This window comes from Streptomyces sp. NPDC090032, assembly GCF_044748025.1.
Classification (GTDB): Bacteria; Actinomycetota; Actinomycetes; order Streptomycetales; family Streptomycetaceae; genus Streptomyces.
Window position 1 is genome coordinate 30,515 of record NZ_JBIVFF010000025.1, and the last position, 19,944, is coordinate 50,458.

Sequence of the window (19,944 nt, forward strand, 5' to 3'; positions counted from 1 at the left end):
CGGAATCTGGGGCCTGGTCACGGTCCTGGTCATCCTGACGCTTGTTGCGGTCTTGGTGTTCTCCGTACGACGGGGCTCCTCGTCGGATGACGAAGACTGACGCTTAGCAGAGCGCGAGCAGCGAGATGACTTCTGCTCCGGTATGCGCGTAACAGGCGGTCGACGTAGCAGCTTTGGGCTGGCACGTGTTCCCGTCCCTCGCCGGCAGGGCCGAGCACCGCTGTGACGCGACCGCTGCCGGCCTCGGCGGTCAGCCGCCGTGTGCGGCGCACGACATACGGATCGAGGTCGACGGTGATCACGCGGCCGGCCGGGCCGACGACGTACGCGATCAGTTCGGCGTTGTAGCCGCCCGAGCCGCCCTCGAAAACCGTCATCCCCTCGGTCAGACGCAGGTGCTCGGCCATGTCGGCCTGGAGCCAGGCCGCGGACACTGAACTGGTCGCCTGGGCAAGGTCGTTGTGCTCGGTGACCACGGCCAGGTTGCTGTGGTACGCGGTCCGCAGAGGACTCTCGGGGGTGTAGCGGTGCCGCGGCGCCGCACGCAGCGCCTGCTGGACCGGCAGGGAGGGGGCCCAGCCGCCGGCAATGACCCGGTCAGCCATGCGCTCGCGCCGCTCGACCGCCGCTAGCGATTCGCCGGGCACCGGCGGGTAGGCCCTGTCGATCGGATACATGTGCGCGGAGGGCGCGTACGGCAGGACCCCTGGCCAGATGAGGTCCAGCGCCCGTGCGGAGGTGGTGGACAGCCGGTCCAGACGGCGCAGGGCGTGCAGCGGTCGCCAGTCCACGTGGCCGCGGCCCTGGGCGTCGGTGACCACGGCGTGCACTTCGGTCACCGAACTCCGCTGCGGGAGAGGTGTGTTCGTGATCTGCACGGCGGGCCTCTTCAGCCCGCGCAGGACCAGGACGGCCATGCCGTTCGCGTTGAAGCGTTGTGCCTGGTCCCACATGCTCATCAGGTGGGCGATCTCGTCCTCGTCGAGGGCGATGCCCCGTCGCTCGGCGGGGGTGGTCGCGGCGAGCGGTGTGATGACGACGAGGGCACCGTTCTTGCGCAGCCGTCGGCCCAGAGTGCGGGACAGGCGCGTGCGGTCGCGCAGGAAGGCGTACACCATCCGCAGGACGATGAGGTCGTAGCCGTCCGCGTGCAGTTGCGAGAGGTTGGCACGCTCGATGTCCAGGTGCAGCCAGTGGACGGATCCGTGGGAGGGATCGTCGAGGCGCGTGTCGGTGCTGGGGAAGGCGGCGTCGGCCCAGTCCACGGCATCGACGGTGTAGCTCATGGAGGCCAGGTGCAGGGCGGGTTCTCCGGTCCCGCATTCCACGTCGAGTGCTCGGCCTCCGTCGGGAGCGGGCACGTGCTGGGCGAGCAACGATCGCTCGTCGTCGAGGGGCCGGTAACGACGGCCTTCGGCGTAGCCGCGATTCCATTCATCTTGGCGGGTGAACAACGGCGCATCCTTACGTCGAGGGCAGGGGTGGGTACACGGGTGGAGAACAGGCGTGGTGCCGACTCAGACGACCAGCTCCTACCGGCTCAGGGCGGGGATGCGGAGACGGGGGGCCTCGACGAGCTTGCGGCGGTGACTCAGGCCCATCCCGTCTCCGAGTAGAGGTGACCGGCGCCGATGGCTTCGATGACGCCCCGGGTGTAAGGGACGAGTGCCTCCGGGAGTGCGGCCGGGTCCCAGAATTTCCACTCGGTGCACTTGTCCGGCTCGCATAGTTGCGGCTCGCCCCTCCAGGCCCGCACGCGGAAGAAGAGCCCCAGGCGAGGCTGGTCCCCGGCCCCGTCGATGAGGTGGACGACGTGAACGAGTTCGACGTCCTGCGGCTCGATCAGTAGGCCGGCCTCTTCACGTGCCTCCCTGATCAGGCACGTGAGAACGCTCTCCTGCTCACAGTGGCCCGCCAGGGTGTGCCAGGTGGAGGGTGCGAACTCGGAATCGGGGTGGCGCAGCCCGAGCAGCACTGTTCCGTCGGGGCGCTCCAGATAGAGGTGGACGCCGATCACGTTGGGGACGGTGCCGCTGGCAGAGGCCGGTCGGCACTCGCTCTTTGAAGCGTGGCCGACCTGTGAGGCGAGAGTGGACGCGATGGCCAGCGATGCGGCGGCGTGGCGTCGCACGAGGTCGCTCGTGGAGGGCGTGATGCGCAGACGGTGGAGGTCATCGGGAGCAAACCAGGCAAGCATCACCCCTTCCGTCAGGCGGAGTTCGCGTGGGTCGCCGTTCCAGTTGCCGGCGTAGATGGCGATGGGCACGGTCGCACCGGCGGCGTCGACTGCTTCCTCGGTACCGAACGGGATCAGGTCGGGGATGAGCAGTCCGGCTTCTTCGTCGAGTTCGCGTCGCACGGTGTGCTCCAGGGTGGCGTCCTGGGGTTCTCGGCCGCCGCCCAGCAGGGACCACATACCTGGCTCCCAGATCCGGCCGGGGAAGTAGTCCCGCAGGTGGAGCAGGTACTCGCCACGGTCGTTGTAGATCAGGGCGGAGGCGTTGGCGGTCTCCGGTTCGACGGCGGGCGTGAGCTTGAGCAGCTTCTCGCGCAGGGAGGGGGAGGCCGCCTTGTCCAGGGGCCGCCACTCGATGCCGCCGACTTCTTCTTCCTGCAGCACGACCGACACCTGGTCGGCTGAGCGCAGGCGGAAGAGGAAGCGGACGTCGAAGTGCTGGTGGCCGGGTTCACCTTTGCCAGGGTGTGCGTCGATGTCGTGGATGTCGATGTCGAACGGCACGGCCTCGTAGCCAGGCCACGGTGCCACAGCCTGGGGCGGGATCCCGGTCTCCTCGTGCAGCTCCCGCAGGGCCGCCTCTGCGAGGGAACCATCGTCGGGTTCGGCGTGTCCGCCTGGAGCGAGGACCTGCCCGCTCGCCAGGTGCAGCACGTGCAGGACGCGGCCGAGGGAGTCGACGACGACGGCGCCGCAGGTGACGTGTCCGGAGAAGGTGGAGCGGCTGGCGATGTCAGTGGGCCGGTCGAGGGCTTCCAGGAGGCCGCCGAGTTGTGGTCGCTCGTGAGGGTGGCGAGCGAGATAGGTCTCGACGGTGGTGCGGATGTGGTCGTGCGACAGCGGCATGGTTGTACCTCAGAGGGGCGCGATGCGGAACGAGTCGAGGCGGGGTGGTCGTTAGTGTCAGAGCAGCCGCATCCCCTCCGCAGGAACTCTCTCGATGGCGGCGGGGCGAGCGGTGGGCAGGCCCCAGTGCTCCCGGGCCGTTTCAGCGGCGAGTCGGGCTTGCCGCGCTCCCGGCGGGCTCCATCCGAGCAGGGCGGCTGCCTGAGCGGGGGTGGCGAGCAGGCGTGCGAAGGGGTGGCCGGTGGCGGGGTCGACGGCCGCCGGCCCGATGCCGGTGACACGGGCGGCTAGGCGGAGCCTGGCGTTGGGCCCCACTGCGCCTCCTCGGTGATCCCGCGCCGGCAGGCGACGTGCGGGTGTTCGCCGGGTTCGACGACTCCGCCGGGCAGCAGCCACCCGTCGTCCTGGCGGCAAGTCGCGTGGACCAGCAGGACGCGGCCGGCCTGGTCGGTGATGATCGCGGCGGCGCCGAGCCACACCGCGTGCCGGGATGCGGCGTACTGCGCTGCTGACAGGACGGTCGGGATGCAACTCGTGCTGATGGGGGAGGGGGAGGACATGGCTCTGCCTTTCGGTGGAGCGGGTCATGTCTTGTCTAAGACGCTGGGCGAGGCAGGCTTCGGGATGTTCGGGGTCGGGGCGTACTGCGCGGCCTGGGTGTCGAACATGGAGGCGTACCGCCCGCCTGCGGCCATGAGGTTGTCGTGGGTGCCGTGCTCGACGAGGCGTCCTTGGTTGAGGACGTAGATGTGGTCGGCGTGGCGGACACCGGACATGCGGTGGGTGACCAGGACGACGGCCCGGTGCGGCGCGGCGAGGCGCCGGATGCGGTCGAAGGCAGCGATCTCGGCTTCGGGGTCCAGGGCGGAGGTGGGCTCGTCGACGATGAGGACGCTGTCCTCCTGCGATGTTGAGCTGCGCCAGTGGGTGCGGGCCAGGCCCACTTTCTGCCATTCGCCGCCGGAGAGTTCGATGGCTCCACGGAACATGCGGCCGAGCATGCTGTCCAGCCCGTTCGGGAGTTTGGCGGTGACGGGCCCGGCGCCGGCGTAGTCGACGGACGTCTGCAGGTCGCGCGTCGAGGCGTCGTGGTCGGGACGACCGATGCGGATGTTCATCGCGGCCGTGACGGGCCAGCGCTGGAAGTCCTGGGTGAGAAGGGAGACGCGGTTGAAGACCAGGGCGCGTTCCAGCCCGGAGATGTCGGCCTCGCCCCACTTCACCGAGCCGTCGTGAGGCAGCAGCAGACCGGACAGGATCTTCATCAAGGTGCTTTTGCCGGAGCCGTTCTCGCCCACTACGGCGGTGACCGACCCCATGGGGAAGGTGAGCGTCACATCGTCCAAGGCCGGTGCGTCGCGGTCGGGATACCGGTAGGTGACGTGTTCCAGGGAGACCTGCTTGACCTGGACGGGGACGGGGTTGCCGGTCTGGGGGATGGCGCGTTGGGCAGCTTCGACCAGGAACTGTCCGTGGTCCCGGACGTAGAGGGACTCTTCGTGCAGCTGGTTGATGTTCATCACCAGGGCGCCCAGGCTCGCCGACCCGGTCCGTACTGCGATCACGGCAGTGCCGGCGACGGCGAGGCTCATGTGGCCGGCCATGATCAGCCAGATCATGGTGGCGTAGGTGGCGGCCATTGCCAGTCCGGACAGCGCGGAGGCGACCCATTCGGTGACGGCTTTGCTGGAGGCCAGGCGTTCCTGCTCCGCTTCTGCGCTCGCGGCCATGTGACGGTACCGGTCGAGGAGAAAGGGGCCGACGGCGTGGATACGTACTTCTTGGGCGGCCGTTCGCTCGGTGAGAAGGTTCCCGATGAGACGGCTGGCCCGCACGTGCTCGATCCAGCTCATCATCGACACATAGCGTTCCTGTGCCACCCGCATGGCGCCCCAACCGCGGGGCGCGGCGATGACCAGCAGCATGGGCAGCAGCGCCGGATGCAGAACGGTGAGCACACCGGCCGTGGCGATCAGCGAGATGCTGCTGTTCAGCGCGGAGACACAGGCGCCGATCATGCGGCGCGCGGAGGCGGGCCCGTACTGGGCGATGTCGATCAGGCGGCGGAAGTCCGGGTCGTCGATGGCTTCGAGTTCGACGGCGGTTGCCGCGGCCAGGTACTGCGTGGTTGCGATCCGCTCGACCTTCGGCTCCAGGCGGCCGGCCCGAGAGGTCGACCAACCGGCCAGGGCGGAGTTCACGACGGCGACGCCTGCAGCGGCGAGCAGGCCCGGCAACAAGGCGTGCAGCCGTTCGACAGCGTCTCCGGCCCCTAAGAGCGCGTGCATGACGGCGTTGACGGCAAGCAGGCCGACCGCGGCGGCGATGCCCTGGCCGAGTTCGCTGATCGCCACCGCCATGAGCGCACGACGATCCGCGCTCCAGGCCATCCGCAGGGTGGCGCTGACGAGTCTGGGCATCTGGCGCAGCGCGGAGCGCATGGTCAAGTCCAGGCCGGCGTGCTCGTGTTGGGACCAGCCCATGTCGTAGCGCAACGGCCCGCCGAAGAGTTCGCGTTCCGCATCGGAGACCTGAGGCTCGGCCATGCGGACCTTGCCGAAGAATCGCTTCATTCGCTGCCTCTCTGGGACGGCCAGTTGAGAGCCCGGTAGGACGGGCCGTGGGTGAGCATGTGGAAGACGGTGGCGGTGTACGGGTGGCAGTCCGGCGCGGGTTTCTCCATCGGTACCCAGAACAGACCCTCGTGCTTGTCCGGCTCGGCGCTGTGCGGCTCGCCCTCCCAGGACTGGGCGACGAACACGGCGGTGGTCCGGTCCAGGCCGTCGCCAGGTTCGCGGTGGTGGGTGAGGCCGTAGAACTCCTGCTGGTCAGCGCTGATGCGGACCCCCGTCTCTTCTTTCGCTTCGCGCCGCGCGGCGGGATCGAGCGGTTCGCCGGCTTCCAGATGGCCGCCCACGACGGTGAGTTGTCCCGGTGCAAGGGCCGCGTCCGGTTTGCGGCGGACGCACAGCGCTGCGCCGTTCGCACCGAGCAGGACCTGGGCCACGTCAGCGATCAGCAGGTGAGGCGCGGCGCTCACAGGCGGCCCTTCTGCAGCAGGCGTTCGACGGTGCGCCGGCCGCGTGCCGTGACGAGCGGGTCGCCGTGCCGGGGGCCGTGGGCGAGAGCGCTGGCGGCGTCGGCTGCTGCTAACGCTGCCAGCGCGTACTCCTCTGTCGCGGACAGAGGCCGGCCGTGCCCCTCGAACAGGGTGCTTCGTAGTTCGGGGGTGGTCCGGCCACAGCGAGGTGGCGAGTTTCCCGAAGTCAGCGACGAGGGGGCCTGGTTCGCTGCGCTCGAAGCCGATCAAGGCGCAGCGTCGGCCGTTCCAGACCAGGTTGCGCTCCCAGAAGTCCCCGTGCCGCCACCCGGCCGGCAGCGGTCCGCCGCCGGGCAGCGCGCTCACCAGGTGTCGCAGCAAGTCCGCTTCCGTAGCGGACAGGTGGTCCCCGGCCTCGGCGAGGTGCATGTCCAGGCCGGCCACCGTGTTTTCGGCGACTCTGTCGGCTTCCGGCTGGACCAGGGCACCGGTCATTGCATCGTGGAAGCGGCGCAGGAGCCGGCCGGCTTGCCGGTGGGCCGTGCGGCGGCGCGCGCGTGACCCCTCCTCCTTCAACGGCTCACCGTCCACGGCGGTCGGGATCAGGGCGAGCAGCTCCGCGGAACTGTCGCGCCGCACCGGGGCATTGCCGTGACCGAGGTGAGGAACGGCCACCCGGTAGGCACCGGTCTCGCGCGTACACAGGATCAGCTTGGGCGCCACTTTCACGTCGTGGTCGCCGGCGCGTCCGGTCACCCTCCACACCTGGGAGGCTTCGCGGTCATGCGAGGAGTCCCGCACACCGTCCATGGGGCCCAGCACGCTCTCCACCCAGGCGTGGAGGGGGAGGGCAGACGCGTGGAGTCCGTCATGCCAGGTACCTCGTATCCGGTCGTGATCCATCGGCGAGCAGGGCGGCGCGGCCGGAGGTGAGGAGAAGGCTGGCGCCCGAGGAGACAGCGGTGTCCTCGAACGCAGGATGAACGAGCGCAGGGCGGCGTACGGGATGCATGGGACTCCTCAGGGACGAGATGCGGACAGGTGATCGGGTAACGGCGGTTCTGCTGTAGCCGTAACGGGTGGAGGCGGGCGAAATCTAGAACCTGATTTCGAATACCGGGCCCGCTCCTTCTGTGGTCGGGTGAGGCGGGCTGTCATGCTGTGTTCGATCACTCATGTGGGTTGCGGTACCTCCTGCGGGGGATTGCCGGGGGCCGCCTGGTCGGTCATGGCGTGGCGAGGTCTGGGCGGAGGGCGACGGCGTCGCGAAGAAGGCTGCGCTTCGAGTAGAAGGTGTGCTCGACCGCCCAGCCGTGACTGCCGAGGTACTCGCAGAGCCAGCTGTCGATCCGCTTCATCTCGATGAGGACCTCGTCCTGGTCGCGGTCGTGGTCGAGGATGCTGCGCGAGCGGAGGCACTCCAGCTCGCACTGGGAGAGCACCACTTCGGGGGCCGCCAGGAGGGCGCAGCGGTCGAGGAAGATGCCGTGGACTGTCCGGTCCGCATCGACTCGCACTGGCTGTCGTAGCGGACGCGTTGGAAGGGCGGCATGCATGGCCTGGACTGGAGGCCCAGATCTTCGCCCAGAAACGTCTCGCAGCGGTCGGCTTCCACCGACGCCGTCTCCGCGTCGGCTTCGCGGGGTCAATGCCGCGTGCGCGCACGGAGCGACAAGTTCCTGGGTTGCCTCGGCCGGCTTGACCAGGTGAATCCTGCTAAGCCTGTAGCCGTCGGGGACGCCGTGTCGAAGCGAGCTGCTGCGCGCCGCGCAGCGCGGACGCTCCCGGCGGTGCCGCGACTCCAAGTTGGCTGCTGTGACCGCGAAGGCGCCGCGCGAGTTCCTCCACGCCGCCGGCGCTCTCCGGCAGCGGCGAGTCCTCGCCCAGCACGAGTGCCGCCGTCTCCGCCGCGGCCACCGCCTGATCTCGCCGCACACAGGCCGGCCCCATGGCGAGGTGGCCTGCCTGCCCTGGCCACCGCGGTGACGGGTCTCCCTATGCAGGACCAGCGAGAGACGCATGACACAACTCCTGTTCGGATTAAGCCAAGTTGAGTGGGATTAGCCATGGAGTGCCGACGACAGACGGGCGAAGTGATTGATCCGACCGTTACGTTGAGCGAACCGTGCAACTCCGTCGAGGGGTATGCCCGCACGGCTTCCACTCCGCGCGTGACCAGCAGCGCGGCGGAGTCTCCGGGCGCTCGGCCCTGGCTGGCCGCCTTCGCGACGAAGCCGTCCCCCTGCTCGGCGGCCGATTTCGTACCGAACGGCACCGCCGGGACACGCACTCCGCCGTCGCGGAGTTGACCTACCTCGCCGGCTGGACGGCCTTCGATGCCTCCGAGCACCGCACGGCCCAGCGCTAACTCACCCCCTTGCCGCCCACATCGTGGCCGAAGCCGGCGACGGACCGCTCGGCGGCCACATCCTGCGCGCCCTCGCACACCAAGCAGCGGACCTCGGGCACCCGCGCTGAGCACTCGCTCTGGCCGACGCCTCCATGTCCCGGGACCGCTACGGCCAGGCCGGCCACCGCGAGAAAGCCCTGCTCGGGATCGTCCACGCCAAGGGCGCTCGCGGCCGACGGCGACCGCCCCGGAACTCTCGCGGCCATCAGCCCGAGCGGAGGGACCTCGCCCGCGCCGATATCGACGATGCGCCACGCCGCGTGGACTTCTTCCAGGAAGCCTCCCTTGCCCACGAGACCGCATGCGCCCTGCGTGACATGGGCCAACCAGTCGACTCGGAGATCCACTTCCAGCGCAGCGTTGCCACCTGCCGCCGGCAGCAGTGCGCCCGCACCCACAGCGTGACCCTCGGCTACCTCGGCGCCGTCCAGGTCCGGCAAGAACGCCTCGATGAGGCATGCGCTACCTGGGGCCAAGCTCTCGATGCCATGGCTTGCGTCCAGTCCGGCCGCGTCCGCGACGTCATCGTTCGGATGCAGAGCGACCTCTCGCCCGTTCGGCAATGCGGGGGCCGCCACGTCGCCGAACTCGACAGCCGAGCACGGGAGATGCTGCGGGCCATAGGCTGACCGCAGAGCAGGCCCGTCGCTTCGCGTGACGACTACCGAATACGCAACTTTGAGGGAGAGGAACGAGCCCCGATGGCGACGTACGAGGTCGAATCGATCGCAACGGTGGTCGGCGGCCACACCCGCGTTCAGGACGACTACCAGGGCGGGGTCGAATCTGTCATCCGGCTCAACGAGGCGTACCCCCTCGAAACACTGCAGGGCATCGAGGAGTTCTCCCACCTGACGGTGACGTGGCGCTTCCACCTGGCGCGATCCGAAGATGTCCAGTTCCACGCGCGCAGCCCGCGGGGGAACCCCAACTGGCCGGCGACCGGCACCTTCGTCCACCGCAACCACCGTAGGCCCAACCAACTGGCCATCAGCTACCCGCGGCTGCTCAAGGTGCGCGGTCGGGACCTCCTGGTCACGGATCTTGACGCCGTCGACGGGACGCCCGTCATCGATCTGGCGCCTTGCTTCGAGCAGATGGGGCCCCAAGGACCAGTACGTCAGCCGGCCTGGCCGGGAGAGATGCTTGCCACCTACTGGCTTGACGCTTCGAAGCGTCCGTAGCCCGGCGGCTGGGGGAGGGGGCTCGCCGACGCGGGCGAGCGCCGGCCTTCCTCTCGCTGCGATGGGAGTCCAAGCGGTCCCCGACGGCATCGTGCTGGACTGCCCGGCACCACCGTCCGGTCAATAATTCGCTGTGCCCGTGGAAGGGGCGTCCGTAGGGTTCCCGCACGACGGATGAGAGTCAGCGGTCCGTGCGAGCGGCCATCCCACGCGCCACAATCGCCCACCGACCCCGGAAGAACGGGCCCATCTGCCACTGTTCCCCAGCAATGAGCACAACAGCGACAGCCGTCGGCCCCTGTCCTACCAGTGGTTCCACCGGGGCTTCAAGGCATGGATCAACGACCTCGACCCTCCTCTACTGGAGACGCAAGCGCGAACGCTGGCGACTGCTGGCTGAGGGCGCCCCGGACGACGCCACCGCCGACTACCTGCACGCCTACTTCGAACCCACCGCCCGCGCGACCTGGGACCGATGGCGCAGGACTGGTGGGCCGCCTTCGGCGTCGGCGAGAACGACAAGACGATCTGCTGCGCCGACACCAACGGGGTCGCGATCGTGTGCCTTCAAGTCCTGCACCGACTCCTGGAAGGAACACGTCAGGAGGCGGCAGAGCTGCGACAGCGCCTCGACAGGCTGGAACAGCATGCCGCCCCTGAGGACGCAGCCCACACGCAGACTGATCCTGGGCGGCGGAGAGAATCCGCCGCCCATAGGTAGATGTAGGTAGATGCGCCCACGCCTGCGCCACGGAGCACGGGGAGGCGAGCCTCCAGGAGCTCCCCGACGGAGGCAACCGTGCACGCCAAGCGGTGTGGCCAACTATGACGCTCTGACTGGCTAGCGTTCTACTTGGCCCCTGAGCGCTCCAGGTGGCCCTGGCTCTGTTCACGAGGTACGACAGCAGATATGCACCTCCCTCGAGCAGCGCGTGGACGGCGGCGTGTTCGATGTTCATGAGGAACGACAGCGGCCGTGGGGCGGGTCGGCCCTGTAGTCGCATCCACCAGTCGAGGGCTGTGCTCGATCACAGCCGGGTGGCCAGCCAGATGGTCACCGCCGCGGTGACGGTGAGTCCGGCGTTGAGCGCGACCCGGCGGTCTTCGCCCATCAGGTGAACGGTGATCGCGCCGGTCTGAAGGAGTACGAAGCCGATGGCCGCGGCCATCGCCAACGAGGGAGCGATGCCGGTCAGCTTCGGCAGGATCAGGCCGGTCGCGCCGAGGATTTCGACCGCCCCCAGCGCCCTGAGAGCAGGCAAGGGTATGCCGTCGACCCAGGCCATCATCGGCCGGAGTTGATCGCGGCTGCGGATCACCTTCAGCGTGCCTGCATAGAAGTAGAAGAGCGCGAGCAGTCCCGCGACGATCCAATAGGCGATGTTCATGGTTCCCGTTCATGGACCACAGGTTCATGGGGCCCTGTCGATTAGCTCGCACACCAGAAGAGACCTCGTGTAGGCACGACCCGTCGTCCGAGGGACCCCGACGCGCGGGCTGCCGCCGACGCCGAAAGGCGGCAACGCCACCGCCCTGCCGGTCCAAGGGAGGGTGGCCGGGCACATGCTGTGCCGTCGGCTTCAGGCGAGGCCGGTGGCGGGCTCGGTCGCGTAGCGGCTCATCGCGTCGATGTGGGCCTGTTGCGTCAGAGGCCGGCCGCCGGCGAGCGCCTCCTGGAGTTCTCGGAAGTACTGCACGTACAGGTCGGGGGTGAATGTGCTGAGCATGACGGCCGGTTGGTCGGTCAGGTTGGCGAAGGTGTGCGGGGTTCCGGGCGGAACCATTACGAGCGTGCCCGAGGCGGCGTCGTAGTCCTCGTCCCCGACGGTGAACCGCACGGTGCCGGAGAGGATGTAGAAGCCCTCGTCGTGTCGGGCGTGGCGGTGTTGCGGCGGTCCCTGGGTGTGCGGGGCGAGGACGGACTCGGCGATCGCGAGGCGGTGCCCCGTGTGGCTGCCGTCTTCCAGAACGCGCATGCGCGTGGTGCCCAGAACGATCGTCTCGCCGTCGCCGGGACGCACCACCGACACAGCGGGGTGGGTCTGCGGCTCGCTGCTCTTCGCTTCTTCGGTCATGCTCACAAGTGCACCGCCCGGCACTGCCGGTGTCCAAGACCCATCCCGCGGCGCCGATACCTCGTGGGTATCGTTGCAGCGTGGAGCTACGGACCTTGCGCTACTTCGTGGCGGTCGCCGAGGAACTCCACTTCGGCCGGGCCGCCACCCGACTGCACATGAGTCAGCCGCCGCTGAGCCGGGCGATCAAGCAGCTGGAGGCCGATGTCGGGTCCCTGCTGTTCGTCCGCTCGCCTACGGGGGTCACGCTGACTCCCGTGGGCTCGGTACTGCTCGACGAGGCGCGGGCCCTGCTCGACCATGCCGACCGCGTCCGGGTGCGCGTGAGCGCGGCGGCCGGCGTCGCGACCATCACCATCGGCATCCTGGGCGACGGCACCGACCCGGGAGTGGCCAGGATGGCCGCCGCCTACCGCCGAAGCCGCCCCGGCATCGATATCCGCATCCGCGAGACCGATCTGACCGACCCAACCTGCGGGCTGCGCGCCGGAGTGGTCGACGTCGCGCTGACTCGGGCGCCGTTCGACGAGACGGCCCTGACGGTGCGTGCGCTGCGGACCGATCCGGTCGGCGTGGTCCTGCGCGCCGACGATCCGCTGGCCCGCCGCGACGGGCTGCGGCTGGCCGAGCTGAGCGACCACCCCTGGTTCCAGTTCCCGCCGGGCACTGACCCCATCTGGCAGTCGTACTGGAACGGTGGCAGGCCGCGCGAGGGCCCAGTGGTGCGCGCCGTCCAGGAATGCCTGCAGGCCGTGCTGTGGAACGGCACGGTCGGCCTGGCCCCGCTCGGACACGACCTGCCGGCGCAACTGGCCGTGGTGCCGCTGATTGACATGCCGCCGAGCCGAGTGGTGGCGGTGTGGAACGAGGGTGACACCAACCCTTTGATCCGATCCTTCATCGAGATCGCGACAACCGCGTACCGTCACTGAGCACCGGCAACCGGTGCTGCCGCAGCTCGTGAACAATCCGGACGCTGCGCCCTGAGGGACCGCCTCCCGAAGTGGGGTTCTGGCTCAACTTCTGTGGTGACGCCCAGATGCTCGATGGACCAGGTCGGCGCGCGCAGGGACCAGCAGGTCAGAGTGTTCGTCCGATGCGGTCATGAACGCGCACAGCACAGCTCCTGTGTTCTCGACCCACGGGCTGACGGGCTGACGGGCTTGCGGGCGATCATGCGGACGTTCCGCGGACACCCCGAACCCGGCGAGCACGCCGTCCCCGGACATGCGGTGCAAGCCGCGGACGGGTGGCCTATGGCAGTGCGGTCCTTGTTATGCGTGGGGATGTCGCGGTAGATGTACGCGGCAATGGTCAGGGCCGTGAAAGGGAAAGGTCATCCGCGTCAGCAAGGGCAGCAGATGCTCGGGAATGGTGGCCTGGGCATGCGGGGTGAGCTGCCCGGCGGAAAGACGGTGGCCGGTGAGCTTCTCGACCAGGACGAGGCCGAGCGAGTAGGCGTCCGAGGCGGGCGTGGCGGCGCGTCCCTGAAGCTGTTCGGGGGCCATGTAGGCGGGGGTGCCGAAGACCTTCCCGGTGGCGGTGCCGAGGTAGACGTAGCGACGCTTGTCGTATCGGAGGCCACTGCCCGGTGTTGCCTGAGCCGGTTGATCGCACGTTTGACGGTGTTGCGTTTCTTGTACCGCTCTTCGTCGAAGCCGGGTGGCCGTGCGCCGCGTGATCCCTTGCACGGGCGGGCGGTCTGGCTGTCCGTCTTCTCCGGAATGGTGTGTCGGACGGTGGTGAACCCGCCGCGCGAGCGGCCCAGGCCCTCACCTCCCGCACCGCCTCCACCAGGCGGGCATGCAGGCTCTGCCACGCGGTTTCGTCCTGATGTTCTGTTGGCTCGGCCCCCTTTGACGTGGAGGTCGTGCGGGCACCCGCCGCATGCTGATGCGCCCGCACGATGGTGGAGTCGACCGAGACGTCCCGGTCGATCTCACCCGCTCCATCCGCCGGGGCCTGGACCTGCTGGAGCAGACGCTCCCATGTCCCGTCGGCCGACCACAGCCGGTGCCGTTCATAGACGGTCTTCCACGGCCCGAACCGTTCGGGCAGGTCACGCCACTGCACCCGTCCGAACCCGGTGCAGAGTCCGGTCGATCACCTGCCGGTGATTCCGCCACCGACCGCAACGCCTGTTGCCGGCCGGCAGGAACGGCCGAAGCCGTTCCCCCCCCCATTGACGGGGACTGAACTGCCGACCACTAGTCCCGGACTGGAGCCCCACCCATGTGGTAACAGCTGTTACCATCGTGGTATGGCGAAGAAACCACAGCTGGGCGCGCGGATGGACGGGGAAGTCGCGGAACTCGCGAAGAAGCGTGCCGCCGACCTGGGCCTGAGTGTTGGTGACTACCTCGCCCGCCTGGTGCGGGACGATGCCAGTGGCCTGCGCGCCCGCGCGGTGGACGCGGCTGCCCGCTTCCTGGCCGAACACCAAGAGGTCTTCGACGACGCCGAACGGGCCCAGGAGACAGCTCGGGAAGCGCGCGCGGCCTGATGGAACTGCACATCGACGTTCCCTGGATCCTTGAGGTCACAGAGGTCGCCGGAGCGAACGATCCAGCCCCCGACGACTACGGTGTTCCCGTTTCGGCAGTGGCCCGTCACCGGGCCGAGCTGCTCGAGCAGCCCGTCTACGACGGCCCGTACGCCAAAGCCGCCGCCCTGGTCCACAGCCTGGGCCGGTGTCGCTGGCTGGAGCGCTCCAACCTGGCCGTCGCCGCCGCTACCGGCGTCATGTACCTCGACGCCGCCGGAATTCCCGTCAAGCCCGCCCGCGAGGACGCCATCGCCCTCAAAGACCTGCTCCTCGACCCCGCCTGCACCGCCGGGAAAATCGCCGCATTGCTACGGACCTGGCCCACCGTCACCTGACGCCCCATACCCGGCGCCTCCTCAGAGCAGTACCACTCGCGCGGGCCGGCGCCCCGGACCGTGCGCTGACAGGCCTGGCAGCCGTCGCCAAGTCCATGGCAAGCGATGGCACTGCGTGCGAGCATGAACGCGTCGGCCCGCTGGCTCCCCCGTGGCAGGGACCGACACATACCCGGTGTCGTGTGCCCGTGAAGTGGCGATGCCCTATCGCCGTGAGCTGCGGTTCGCCAGGTAGGCAGGGACGGAGATCGGCCCTGTCGCCCCCGTGCCCGCGAGGATGGTCCGACGCTGGCGTCCACGCTGCGCCACGAGCTGTCGTCGCCCCCGCGCCTACGGGGATGGTCCGGATGGAGCCACAAGGCTGGGCCTCTGGTTGCTGGTGCCCCCTGCGTCTGCGGGGTGGTGTCCGCGCCCAGGGCCTGCTCGCGATCCGTTCAACGCGTGTGGGGGTGCCCGCCGTTGCCGATGAGCACCCCCACACCTTCATGACCGCGCGTGGGTCAGCCGCGGATGATGTTCTCCGCCTGGGGGCCCTTCTGGCCCTGGGTGATGTCGAAGGTGACCTTCTCGCCTTCGCCGAGTTCGCGGTAGCCGTTGCCGCTGATGTTGGAGTAGTGGGCGAAGACGTCGGGGCCTCCGCCGTCCTGCTCGATGAAGCCGAAGCCCTTTTCGCTGTTGAACCACTTCACGGTGCCGCTGGCCATACGTCTGTCCTTCACATCACCCGAGCTCGTCCACGCCGGGAGAACTCGGTCTCTATGCGCTCTTGGGAATGAGCGCTACTACGCGCCTCATCCTGCCCCACACCGTGGCCTCCGCGCCTGCGGGGATGGTCCGATGGTCTACGAGCAGGGCCTCCAGCGCATCAAGTCGACCCCGCGCCCGCAGGGATGGTCCGCGCTTGCCCCTTGCGGCTCGAACCGAACGGTATGTCGCCCATCCGCCCGCGGGCGGATGTGTGCGGGCTCACCCGTGGATTGCCTTGCCGCTCCAGTGAGTCGTTCGGTGCGGGTGTAGTTGGCATCGGCTGCGGGTTGAGTGCAGGGTCCGGCACGTAAGTCGTTCCGTGAGGGGCTTTTCAACTGCGTACATAACAGTGGGTGATTGATCGAGATGCAGGGGGTGACGGGGCCTGTTTCTCTGGTGTGGCCCGCTCTTCCTCATCACCCAAGGAGTGATCATGAGCGTTGCAGGCGAGTCCGGTCGTGCCCAGCAGATGCGCGCCAAGGCTCAGGACATGGAACAGGCCGCGGAACGCGCCACTGACCCGCAGGAGCGTCAGCGTCTGAAGGACAAGGCCCGCCAGCTCAAGGAGCAGAGCGAGCATGCAGGCGGTGCGGGCTCGCGGGACATCGACCCGACGGTGTCGTCCCGGTAGTTCCTAGCACAGACACCGGCCGGTGGCCGGCCTCCGTGACCTTCTGGCACGCGAGAGGCCCCCGGCCGGTCACTGCTGTCTTCCCTCAGTCGCCCGCGGTCCCGGCAGCGGTCCTCATGCAGTGCGGCCCCGGCGCCAGGGCAACAGGGGGCGCGATCGGCCATTACACCCGGCGGATGTGCGTGCGAGTCAGCAAGGCCGGGTGGTTCGGCAGTCTGGGCCGCCCGTGGGCGGGATGCGCGGCGACCTCGTCGAGGAACTCCTTCCTGTTCTGGTCGCAGTACGCCTTCGAGGCCGGGCAGAAGAAGCACGCTGACATGAGCGGGGAGGTAGAGGCCACGGGGGTAACGGCGGGGCATTGCGCAGGTTCCTGCTGACCTTTCCGGACTCTTAAGGGACCGGGGCAAGGCCGGCGAACTCGGCCGGTCGCGTGGCCGGTTGCACGCCTGATTGCCCGAGGCAGTCTACGGGCCTGTGCGGACGGCCCGTAGGCGCACCCGGCGAGATGTGCCCCCGCTGCACTACTGAGCCCTGGCCGGCCTGAAGGCCGCGCACCACAATGAGGCGACGTCCGAACAGTGTCCAGGTAAGTAAGAACGGGCTCAGGCGCCGCGCTTGCGCAGTCCCGCGGCCGCCAGTACCACCGTCGGCACCGACACCAACACAGCCCATCCCAGGCGTCGTGTCTGGAATGAGGCGCACGTCGTCTCCGCGCCCTTCTCCATCGACGCGTAATTGGGGGTCCATTCGGTGCCGAGGACGGAGTGGCACTTGGAGAGGGGGTAGCCCGAGCTGATGTCGGGTGCGCTGGTCAGCAGCCAAAGGGTCACACCGAACCCGGCGCACGCGAGAAACCATATGAATGTTCTGGTCATGCCGTGACCCTAGACGTTCGATCTTGAGTTGCGGCTCGTCACAGGCTTATAGGTCGTTTCATCCTGTTGTTTCACCCCGGGGTGCGGCTTTGATTGCCTGGTGTCGGGTCGCGCCAGGAGAGGGTGCTTTCGCCGGTAAGGCGGCGGGCCATGAGTTCGGTCATGGCCAGGTGAATCATGGCTTCGGAACTGTGTGGGTGGGTTTCGTAGTCGCGGGCCGGGCGGCGGTGGAGCATGAGCCAGCCGTAGGTCCGCTCGACGGCACAGCGTTGCGGGATGGGGGTGAACCCTTTGGCGCCGGACGGGCGTTGGACGATTTCGAGGTCGATGCCGGGTGGCGGCGTGCGCGACGAAGTGCTTGCGGTAGCCGCCGTCGACCCAGACCTTGCGCTGGCCGGGATGGTCGGCGGCGGTCTGGTCCAGGAGGAACTTGGCCAGTGGTGGAGTCCTCCTGGACGCCGGCTGCCGTGACCAGCACCGCCAGCAGCAGCCCGAGGGTGTCGGTGATGATGCTGCGCTTGCGGCCCATGATCTTCTCGCCCGCGTCGATGCCCTGACGGCCAACCCCGGCCTGCACGACGAGATCACCGCGCCTCGGGCAACGTGCTGCTGGCCGAGACGCTGGAGCCCATCGTGGGACGGGTCGACTGGCTGCGCCGCAAGATCGAGGACTTCACCCTCATCCACGCGGAGCACGAGGCCCTGGCCGACGCGATCACCAACGGCGACCCCGACGCAGCCGCCACCGCGGCCCACCACCACGTACGCGCTTCCCGGGGACGGACGTTCAGGGGGGCTCTTCGACTGAGAGGGCCGCGGCGAACTTCTTTGGGAAACGCCCGAGCGGACCGGCCGTCACCCCTTACGACATTGGGATCTATTAGCGGCAGAGAGGGTGCGGCTGCTTGAGGGGCGATGTGCCTGGTCGCCTCTGGGCTCCCAGGGCCGGGGTGTCAGTGGTTCATGCAACGGTGCCCCCATGGAACCTCCGGGAGTGATTGAGGCACTGCGGGATCGGATCCAGGCGCGCGATGGGTCAGGGTCGCCGACCTGGTCGCCGAGGACGTCGTGGTCGAGTGGCCGGTCAGCGCGGAGCGCATCGTTGGCAACAAGAACTTCGTCGCGGTGAACAGCGAGTACCCGGGGGCTGGTCGATTCGGGGGCTGCGGATCGTGGCTGACGGCAGCGAGTTGGACTCCGAAGTCGAGGTGCCGCATGACGAGTTCGGCGTGTTCCGCGTGGCCTAGTTCTGGACCATCCAGCAGGGACGGATCGTGCGTGGCTGGGACTACTGGACGAGTGTTGGGGCTGATCCGCGCCCGGATTGGCGGGCGGCTCTGGTTGAGCCCATGTGAAGCGGTTGACGCTCGCAGCGAAGTCCCGGCCGATTTGGTCGTGCCGTAGCAAGGGCCATGCGGGTTGGGTGAGTTGTGAAGCTCACCTGGGCCCGCGCGGGCCCGCTCCCATCCTTGCCTTGTCCGGTGTCTCCCGCGCACGCGTCGGCGAGTTGTTCGCCGAACTCGCCGCCCCGTGGGAGGCCGCGCGGCAGCCCGGACTTCGCGAAGCCCGAGGTGGAGAACGCCGCAGGGCGGCCGGCGCCGGGCGCAAGCCGAAGCTGGTCTTCTGCGACCGACTGCCTCTTGCCCTGGTGCACCTGCGCCATCGACTGCCGCACGAGGTCCCGGCCGAGCTGTCGCGCTTGCTCGTAGCCGACTTCGATCCGTCCGTACGCGGCATCGTGGCCCAGCCTGTCCTGCTGAAGGCCGCTGTGGAGGGGCAGGCCCGCAAGCACATCCCGGATTACATCTTGACCACTGAGCAGGGTCCGGTAGTGGCGGATGTGAAGCCGCACAGCCGGCTGTCCACCCCAGCTGGTGGCGTTCACGTTCGTGTGGACCCGCAGGCGGTCGAGTCGCGTGACGGGGGCTCAGCGCCTCGTCTCGTACCTGGTCAGGGCCACGCCGCAGGGGAGCGTCCGCGTCTCCACCAGGTTCAGGTTCACCCAGTTGTCCAGGGCGGTGAAGAATGGCGTGCCGCTGTCCACCAGGACCGGCGCGGTGGCCAGCACGTACTCGTCGATCAGCCCGGCCCGCATGGCCGCTCCGGCGAGCGTTGCGCCGCCGATGTTCATCGCGCCGCTGTCCTCGGCCTTGAGAGTGCCAGAGATCCGGTGCATCTTGTTGACACCTAATTAGTTCGGATCTTAGGTTAACCAATTAGCTCAGGGAAGCAAGCCCATGCTCGGGTGCGAACAATCTGCATCCTGGTGGGACAAGCGCCGGTGGAAGGATGATCATTACCCGCAGATGGACACCGCCGGCCCGGACGGCGTTCGCAGCTGCGCCGACTCTCGCGCCGGGCGATACCACGTTCTCGCGCCCTGCCCGCAGCATCTCGATGGACTTGACGTGCCTGGACGGCGATCGCACCGTTCAACTTGCCACCTGCGATGGCTCGGTGACCCAGGCCTGGCGCTGGGGACGGCAGCGCCAGGGCGGCCGGCGTGCAGCTGGATACCTCCGGCGGGTCCACCGCGAACGGTGCCCCGATCGACCGCGACGCGTTGTGCCGACCAGGCCAGCGGTGGCAGCCGCGGCGCCGAGGGCGGCGGCCGCGACGAGAGCAGGCCGCGACGGCACAAGGTGCCCCGATCGACCTCGACGCGTTGCGCCAGGGGCAACCTGGCAGAAGTTCGGCCACTTGCCGGACGGCACCGTCTACGCTGCCGCACCCTCAGCCTCACCGGCAACAGGGGCAAGGCGGCCGGACGACGCCCCGGACTCTGTCGGCCCAGTCCGGCGATGTCCCACAGGCCCAGCTCGGCCTGGCTCCCGGCGCAGGCTGGGACACCTGGGCCACCACAGACGTTCCTGCCGCCACCGGATCGGAACTTGGCGCGGTCCTCCGCCTCCAGCGATGACGGCTCGTACCGGATCGCCGACGCCGCCACGGCCAACTCCTGGGCGTGGACGTCACATCGAGCAGCCCCCGGGCGTGGGAGGCCGCTCCCAAACGCCACC

18 protein-coding genes and 6 pseudogenes are annotated in these 19,944 nt (G+C 68.8%); 7 read left to right on the forward strand and 17 right to left on the reverse strand.

The features are described 5' to 3' along the window. Window positions 1-29: 29 nt before the first annotated feature. The 8 genes and pseudogenes from ACIPWY_RS38775 to ACIPWY_RS38810 all read right to left on the reverse strand — a co-directional run bounded on the left by ACIPWY_RS38775 (window position 30) and on the right by ACIPWY_RS38810 (window position 7,639). Window positions 30-1,454, reverse strand: coding sequence for a methyltransferase domain-containing protein (locus tag ACIPWY_RS38775; protein ID WP_401536927.1), 1,425 nt, complete (start codon window positions 1,452-1,454; stop codon window positions 30-32). A 137-nt stretch (window positions 1,455-1,591) separates the two neighbouring features. Continuing rightward, complete coding sequence (locus ACIPWY_RS38780; RefSeq protein WP_401536929.1) at window positions 1,592-3,082, reverse strand: NUDIX domain-containing protein; 1,491 nt, start codon at window positions 3,080-3,082, stop codon at window positions 1,592-1,594. 57 nt (window positions 3,083-3,139) lie between these two features. Then, window positions 3,140-3,397, reverse strand: a complete 258-nt coding sequence (locus ACIPWY_RS38785) for a hypothetical protein (protein WP_393705797.1) — start codon at window positions 3,395-3,397, stop codon at window positions 3,140-3,142. Continuing rightward, window positions 3,370-3,642 (reverse strand): NUDIX hydrolase, encoded by a 273-nt coding sequence (locus tag ACIPWY_RS38790; RefSeq protein ID WP_362910217.1) that lies wholly within the window; start codon window positions 3,640-3,642, stop codon window positions 3,370-3,372. Before ACIPWY_RS38790 ends, ACIPWY_RS38785 begins: the two co-directional genes overlap by 28 nt. Window positions 3,643-3,666: 24 nt before the next feature. Continuing rightward, on the reverse strand, window positions 3,667-5,655 hold the full coding sequence (locus tag ACIPWY_RS38795) for an ABC transporter ATP-binding protein (RefSeq protein WP_401536931.1): 1,989 nt from the start codon (window positions 5,653-5,655) through the stop codon (window positions 3,667-3,669). Then, the gene (locus ACIPWY_RS38800; RefSeq protein WP_401536944.1) at window positions 5,652-6,122 is read right to left on the reverse strand and encodes an NUDIX domain-containing protein; all 471 of its coding nucleotides are present in this window, start codon (window positions 6,120-6,122) and stop codon (window positions 5,652-5,654) included. Before ACIPWY_RS38800 ends, ACIPWY_RS38795 begins: the two co-directional genes overlap by 4 nt. A gap of 246 nt (window positions 6,123-6,368) precedes the next feature. After that, window positions 6,369-7,025, reverse strand: a pseudogene (locus ACIPWY_RS38805) (phosphotransferase); the annotation flags it as partial. 323 nt (window positions 7,026-7,348) lie between these two features. After that, a complete protein-coding gene (locus ACIPWY_RS38810) occupies window positions 7,349-7,639 on the reverse strand; it encodes a hypothetical protein (RefSeq protein ID WP_393705794.1) in 291 nt (96 codons plus the stop codon). Window positions 7,640-8,280: 641 nt separating this feature from the next. Here ACIPWY_RS38810 and ACIPWY_RS38815 point away from each other — a divergent pair. Together ACIPWY_RS38815 and ACIPWY_RS38820 are read left to right on the forward strand one after the other, a co-directional pair. Further along, window positions 8,281-9,161: pseudogene (locus ACIPWY_RS38815) on the forward strand (Tat pathway signal protein); the annotation flags it as partial. Between the two features lie 72 nt (window positions 9,162-9,233). Further along, on the forward strand, window positions 9,234-9,716 hold the full coding sequence (locus tag ACIPWY_RS38820) for an SAM-dependent methyltransferase (protein WP_362910210.1): 483 nt from the start codon (window positions 9,234-9,236) through the stop codon (window positions 9,714-9,716). Between the two features lie 1,028 nt (window positions 9,717-10,744). Here the strand turns inward: ACIPWY_RS38820 and ACIPWY_RS38825 are convergent. Together ACIPWY_RS38825 and ACIPWY_RS38830 are read right to left on the reverse strand one after the other, a co-directional pair. Beyond that, window positions 10,745-11,104, reverse strand: a complete 360-nt coding sequence (locus tag ACIPWY_RS38825) for a DoxX family protein (protein WP_393705793.1) — start codon at window positions 11,102-11,104, stop codon at window positions 10,745-10,747. A gap of 192 nt (window positions 11,105-11,296) precedes the next feature. Further along, a complete protein-coding gene (locus ACIPWY_RS38830) occupies window positions 11,297-11,791 on the reverse strand; it encodes a cupin domain-containing protein (RefSeq protein WP_393705792.1) in 495 nt (164 codons plus the stop codon). A gap of 95 nt (window positions 11,792-11,886) precedes the next feature. Between ACIPWY_RS38830 and ACIPWY_RS38835 the strand changes: the two genes are divergently transcribed. Beyond that, on the forward strand, window positions 11,887-12,723 hold the full coding sequence (locus tag ACIPWY_RS38835; RefSeq protein WP_393705820.1) for a LysR family transcriptional regulator: 837 nt from the start codon (window positions 11,887-11,889) through the stop codon (window positions 12,721-12,723). Between the two features lie 342 nt (window positions 12,724-13,065). Here the strand turns inward: ACIPWY_RS38835 and ACIPWY_RS38840 are convergent, their stop codons facing one another. Further along, window positions 13,066-13,299 carry a hypothetical protein gene (locus ACIPWY_RS38840; protein WP_393705819.1) on the reverse strand — a complete coding sequence of 78 codons (234 nt, stop codon included), beginning with the start codon at window positions 13,297-13,299 and terminating at the stop codon, window positions 13,066-13,068. A gap of 27 nt (window positions 13,300-13,326) precedes the next feature. After that, a pseudogene (locus ACIPWY_RS38845) lies at window positions 13,327-14,021 on the reverse strand (IS5 family transposase); the annotation flags it as partial. A 30-nt stretch (window positions 14,022-14,051) separates the two neighbouring features. Here ACIPWY_RS38845 and ACIPWY_RS38850 point away from each other — a divergent pair. Beyond that, window positions 14,052-14,294 (forward strand): hypothetical protein, encoded by a 243-nt coding sequence (locus ACIPWY_RS38850; RefSeq protein ID WP_362910203.1) that lies wholly within the window; start codon window positions 14,052-14,054, stop codon window positions 14,292-14,294. Next, the gene (locus ACIPWY_RS38855) at window positions 14,294-14,671 is read left to right on the forward strand and encodes a fic family toxin-antitoxin system, toxin component (protein WP_362910201.1); all 378 of its coding nucleotides are present in this window, start codon (window positions 14,294-14,296) and stop codon (window positions 14,669-14,671) included. Before ACIPWY_RS38850 ends, ACIPWY_RS38855 begins: the two co-directional genes overlap by 1 nt. A 500-nt stretch (window positions 14,672-15,171) precedes the next feature. On the opposite strand, the gene ACIPWY_RS38860 is transcribed toward ACIPWY_RS38855, so the two are convergent. Beyond that, complete coding sequence (locus ACIPWY_RS38860) at window positions 15,172-15,375, reverse strand: cold shock domain-containing protein (RefSeq protein ID WP_362910199.1); 204 nt, start codon at window positions 15,373-15,375, stop codon at window positions 15,172-15,174. 476 nt (window positions 15,376-15,851) lie between these two features. On the opposite strand from ACIPWY_RS38860, the gene ACIPWY_RS38865 reads away from it, so the two are divergent. Continuing rightward, window positions 15,852-16,049, forward strand: coding sequence for a DUF6381 family protein (locus tag ACIPWY_RS38865; protein WP_362910198.1), 198 nt, complete (start codon window positions 15,852-15,854; stop codon window positions 16,047-16,049). A 163-nt stretch (window positions 16,050-16,212) separates the two neighbouring features. Here the strand turns inward: ACIPWY_RS38865 and ACIPWY_RS38870 are convergent, their stop codons facing one another. The 3 genes and pseudogenes from ACIPWY_RS38870 to ACIPWY_RS38880 form a co-directional block, all read right to left on the reverse strand. Continuing rightward, the gene (locus ACIPWY_RS38870; RefSeq protein WP_362910196.1) at window positions 16,213-16,368 is read right to left on the reverse strand and encodes a hypothetical protein; all 156 of its coding nucleotides are present in this window, start codon (window positions 16,366-16,368) and stop codon (window positions 16,213-16,215) included. A 283-nt stretch (window positions 16,369-16,651) separates the two neighbouring features. After that, complete coding sequence (locus tag ACIPWY_RS38875) at window positions 16,652-16,924, reverse strand: hypothetical protein (RefSeq protein WP_362910194.1); 273 nt, start codon at window positions 16,922-16,924, stop codon at window positions 16,652-16,654. Window positions 16,925-16,995: 71 nt separating this feature from the next. Then, a pseudogene (locus ACIPWY_RS38880) lies at window positions 16,996-17,480 on the reverse strand (transposase); the annotation flags it as partial. A gap of 44 nt (window positions 17,481-17,524) precedes the next feature. On the opposite strand from ACIPWY_RS38880, the pseudogene ACIPWY_RS38885 reads away from it, so the two are divergent. Next, window positions 17,525-17,833, forward strand: a pseudogene (locus ACIPWY_RS38885) (FCD domain-containing protein); the annotation flags it as partial. A gap of 1,018 nt (window positions 17,834-18,851) precedes the next feature. Here ACIPWY_RS38885 and ACIPWY_RS38890 read toward each other — a convergent pair. Beyond that, window positions 18,852-19,079, reverse strand: a pseudogene (locus tag ACIPWY_RS38890) (dihydrofolate reductase family protein); the annotation flags it as partial. Window positions 19,080-19,944: the final 865 nt, after the last annotated feature.

Coding starts and splice junctions, on each gene's coding strand:
- ACIPWY_RS38820 (WP_362910210.1), top strand. CDS start 9,234: ATGGCGACGTACGAGGTCGAATCGATCGCAACGGTGGTCGGCGGCCAC.
- ACIPWY_RS38865 (WP_362910198.1), top strand. CDS start 15,852: ATGAGCGTTGCAGGCGAGTCCGGTCGTGCCCAGCAGATGCGCGCCAAG.
- ACIPWY_RS38875 (WP_362910194.1), bottom strand. CDS start 16,924: ATGACCAGAACATTCATATGGTTTCTCGCGTGCGCCGGGTTCGGTGTG.
- ACIPWY_RS38870 (WP_362910196.1), bottom strand. CDS start 16,368: ATGTCAGCGTGCTTCTTCTGCCCGGCCTCGAAGGCGTACTGCGACCAG.
- ACIPWY_RS38790 (WP_362910217.1), bottom strand. CDS start 3,642: ATGTCCTCCCCCTCCCCCATCAGCACGAGTTGCATCCCGACCGTCCTG.
- ACIPWY_RS38780 (WP_401536929.1), bottom strand. CDS start 3,082: ATGCCGCTGTCGCACGACCACATCCGCACCACCGTCGAGACCTATCTC.
- ACIPWY_RS38855 (WP_362910201.1), top strand. CDS start 14,294: ATGGAACTGCACATCGACGTTCCCTGGATCCTTGAGGTCACAGAGGTC.
- ACIPWY_RS38830 (WP_393705792.1), bottom strand. CDS start 11,791: ATGACCGAAGAAGCGAAGAGCAGCGAGCCGCAGACCCACCCCGCTGTG.
- ACIPWY_RS38860 (WP_362910199.1), bottom strand. CDS start 15,375: ATGGCCAGCGGCACCGTGAAGTGGTTCAACAGCGAAAAGGGCTTCGGC.
- ACIPWY_RS38825 (WP_393705793.1), bottom strand. CDS start 11,104: ATGAACATCGCCTATTGGATCGTCGCGGGACTGCTCGCGCTCTTCTAC.
- ACIPWY_RS38795 (WP_401536931.1), bottom strand. CDS start 5,655: ATGAAGCGATTCTTCGGCAAGGTCCGCATGGCCGAGCCTCAGGTCTCC.
- ACIPWY_RS38850 (WP_362910203.1), top strand. CDS start 14,052: ATGGCGAAGAAACCACAGCTGGGCGCGCGGATGGACGGGGAAGTCGCG.
- ACIPWY_RS38840 (WP_393705819.1), bottom strand. CDS start 13,299: ATGGCCCCCGAACAGCTTCAGGGACGCGCCGCCACGCCCGCCTCGGAC.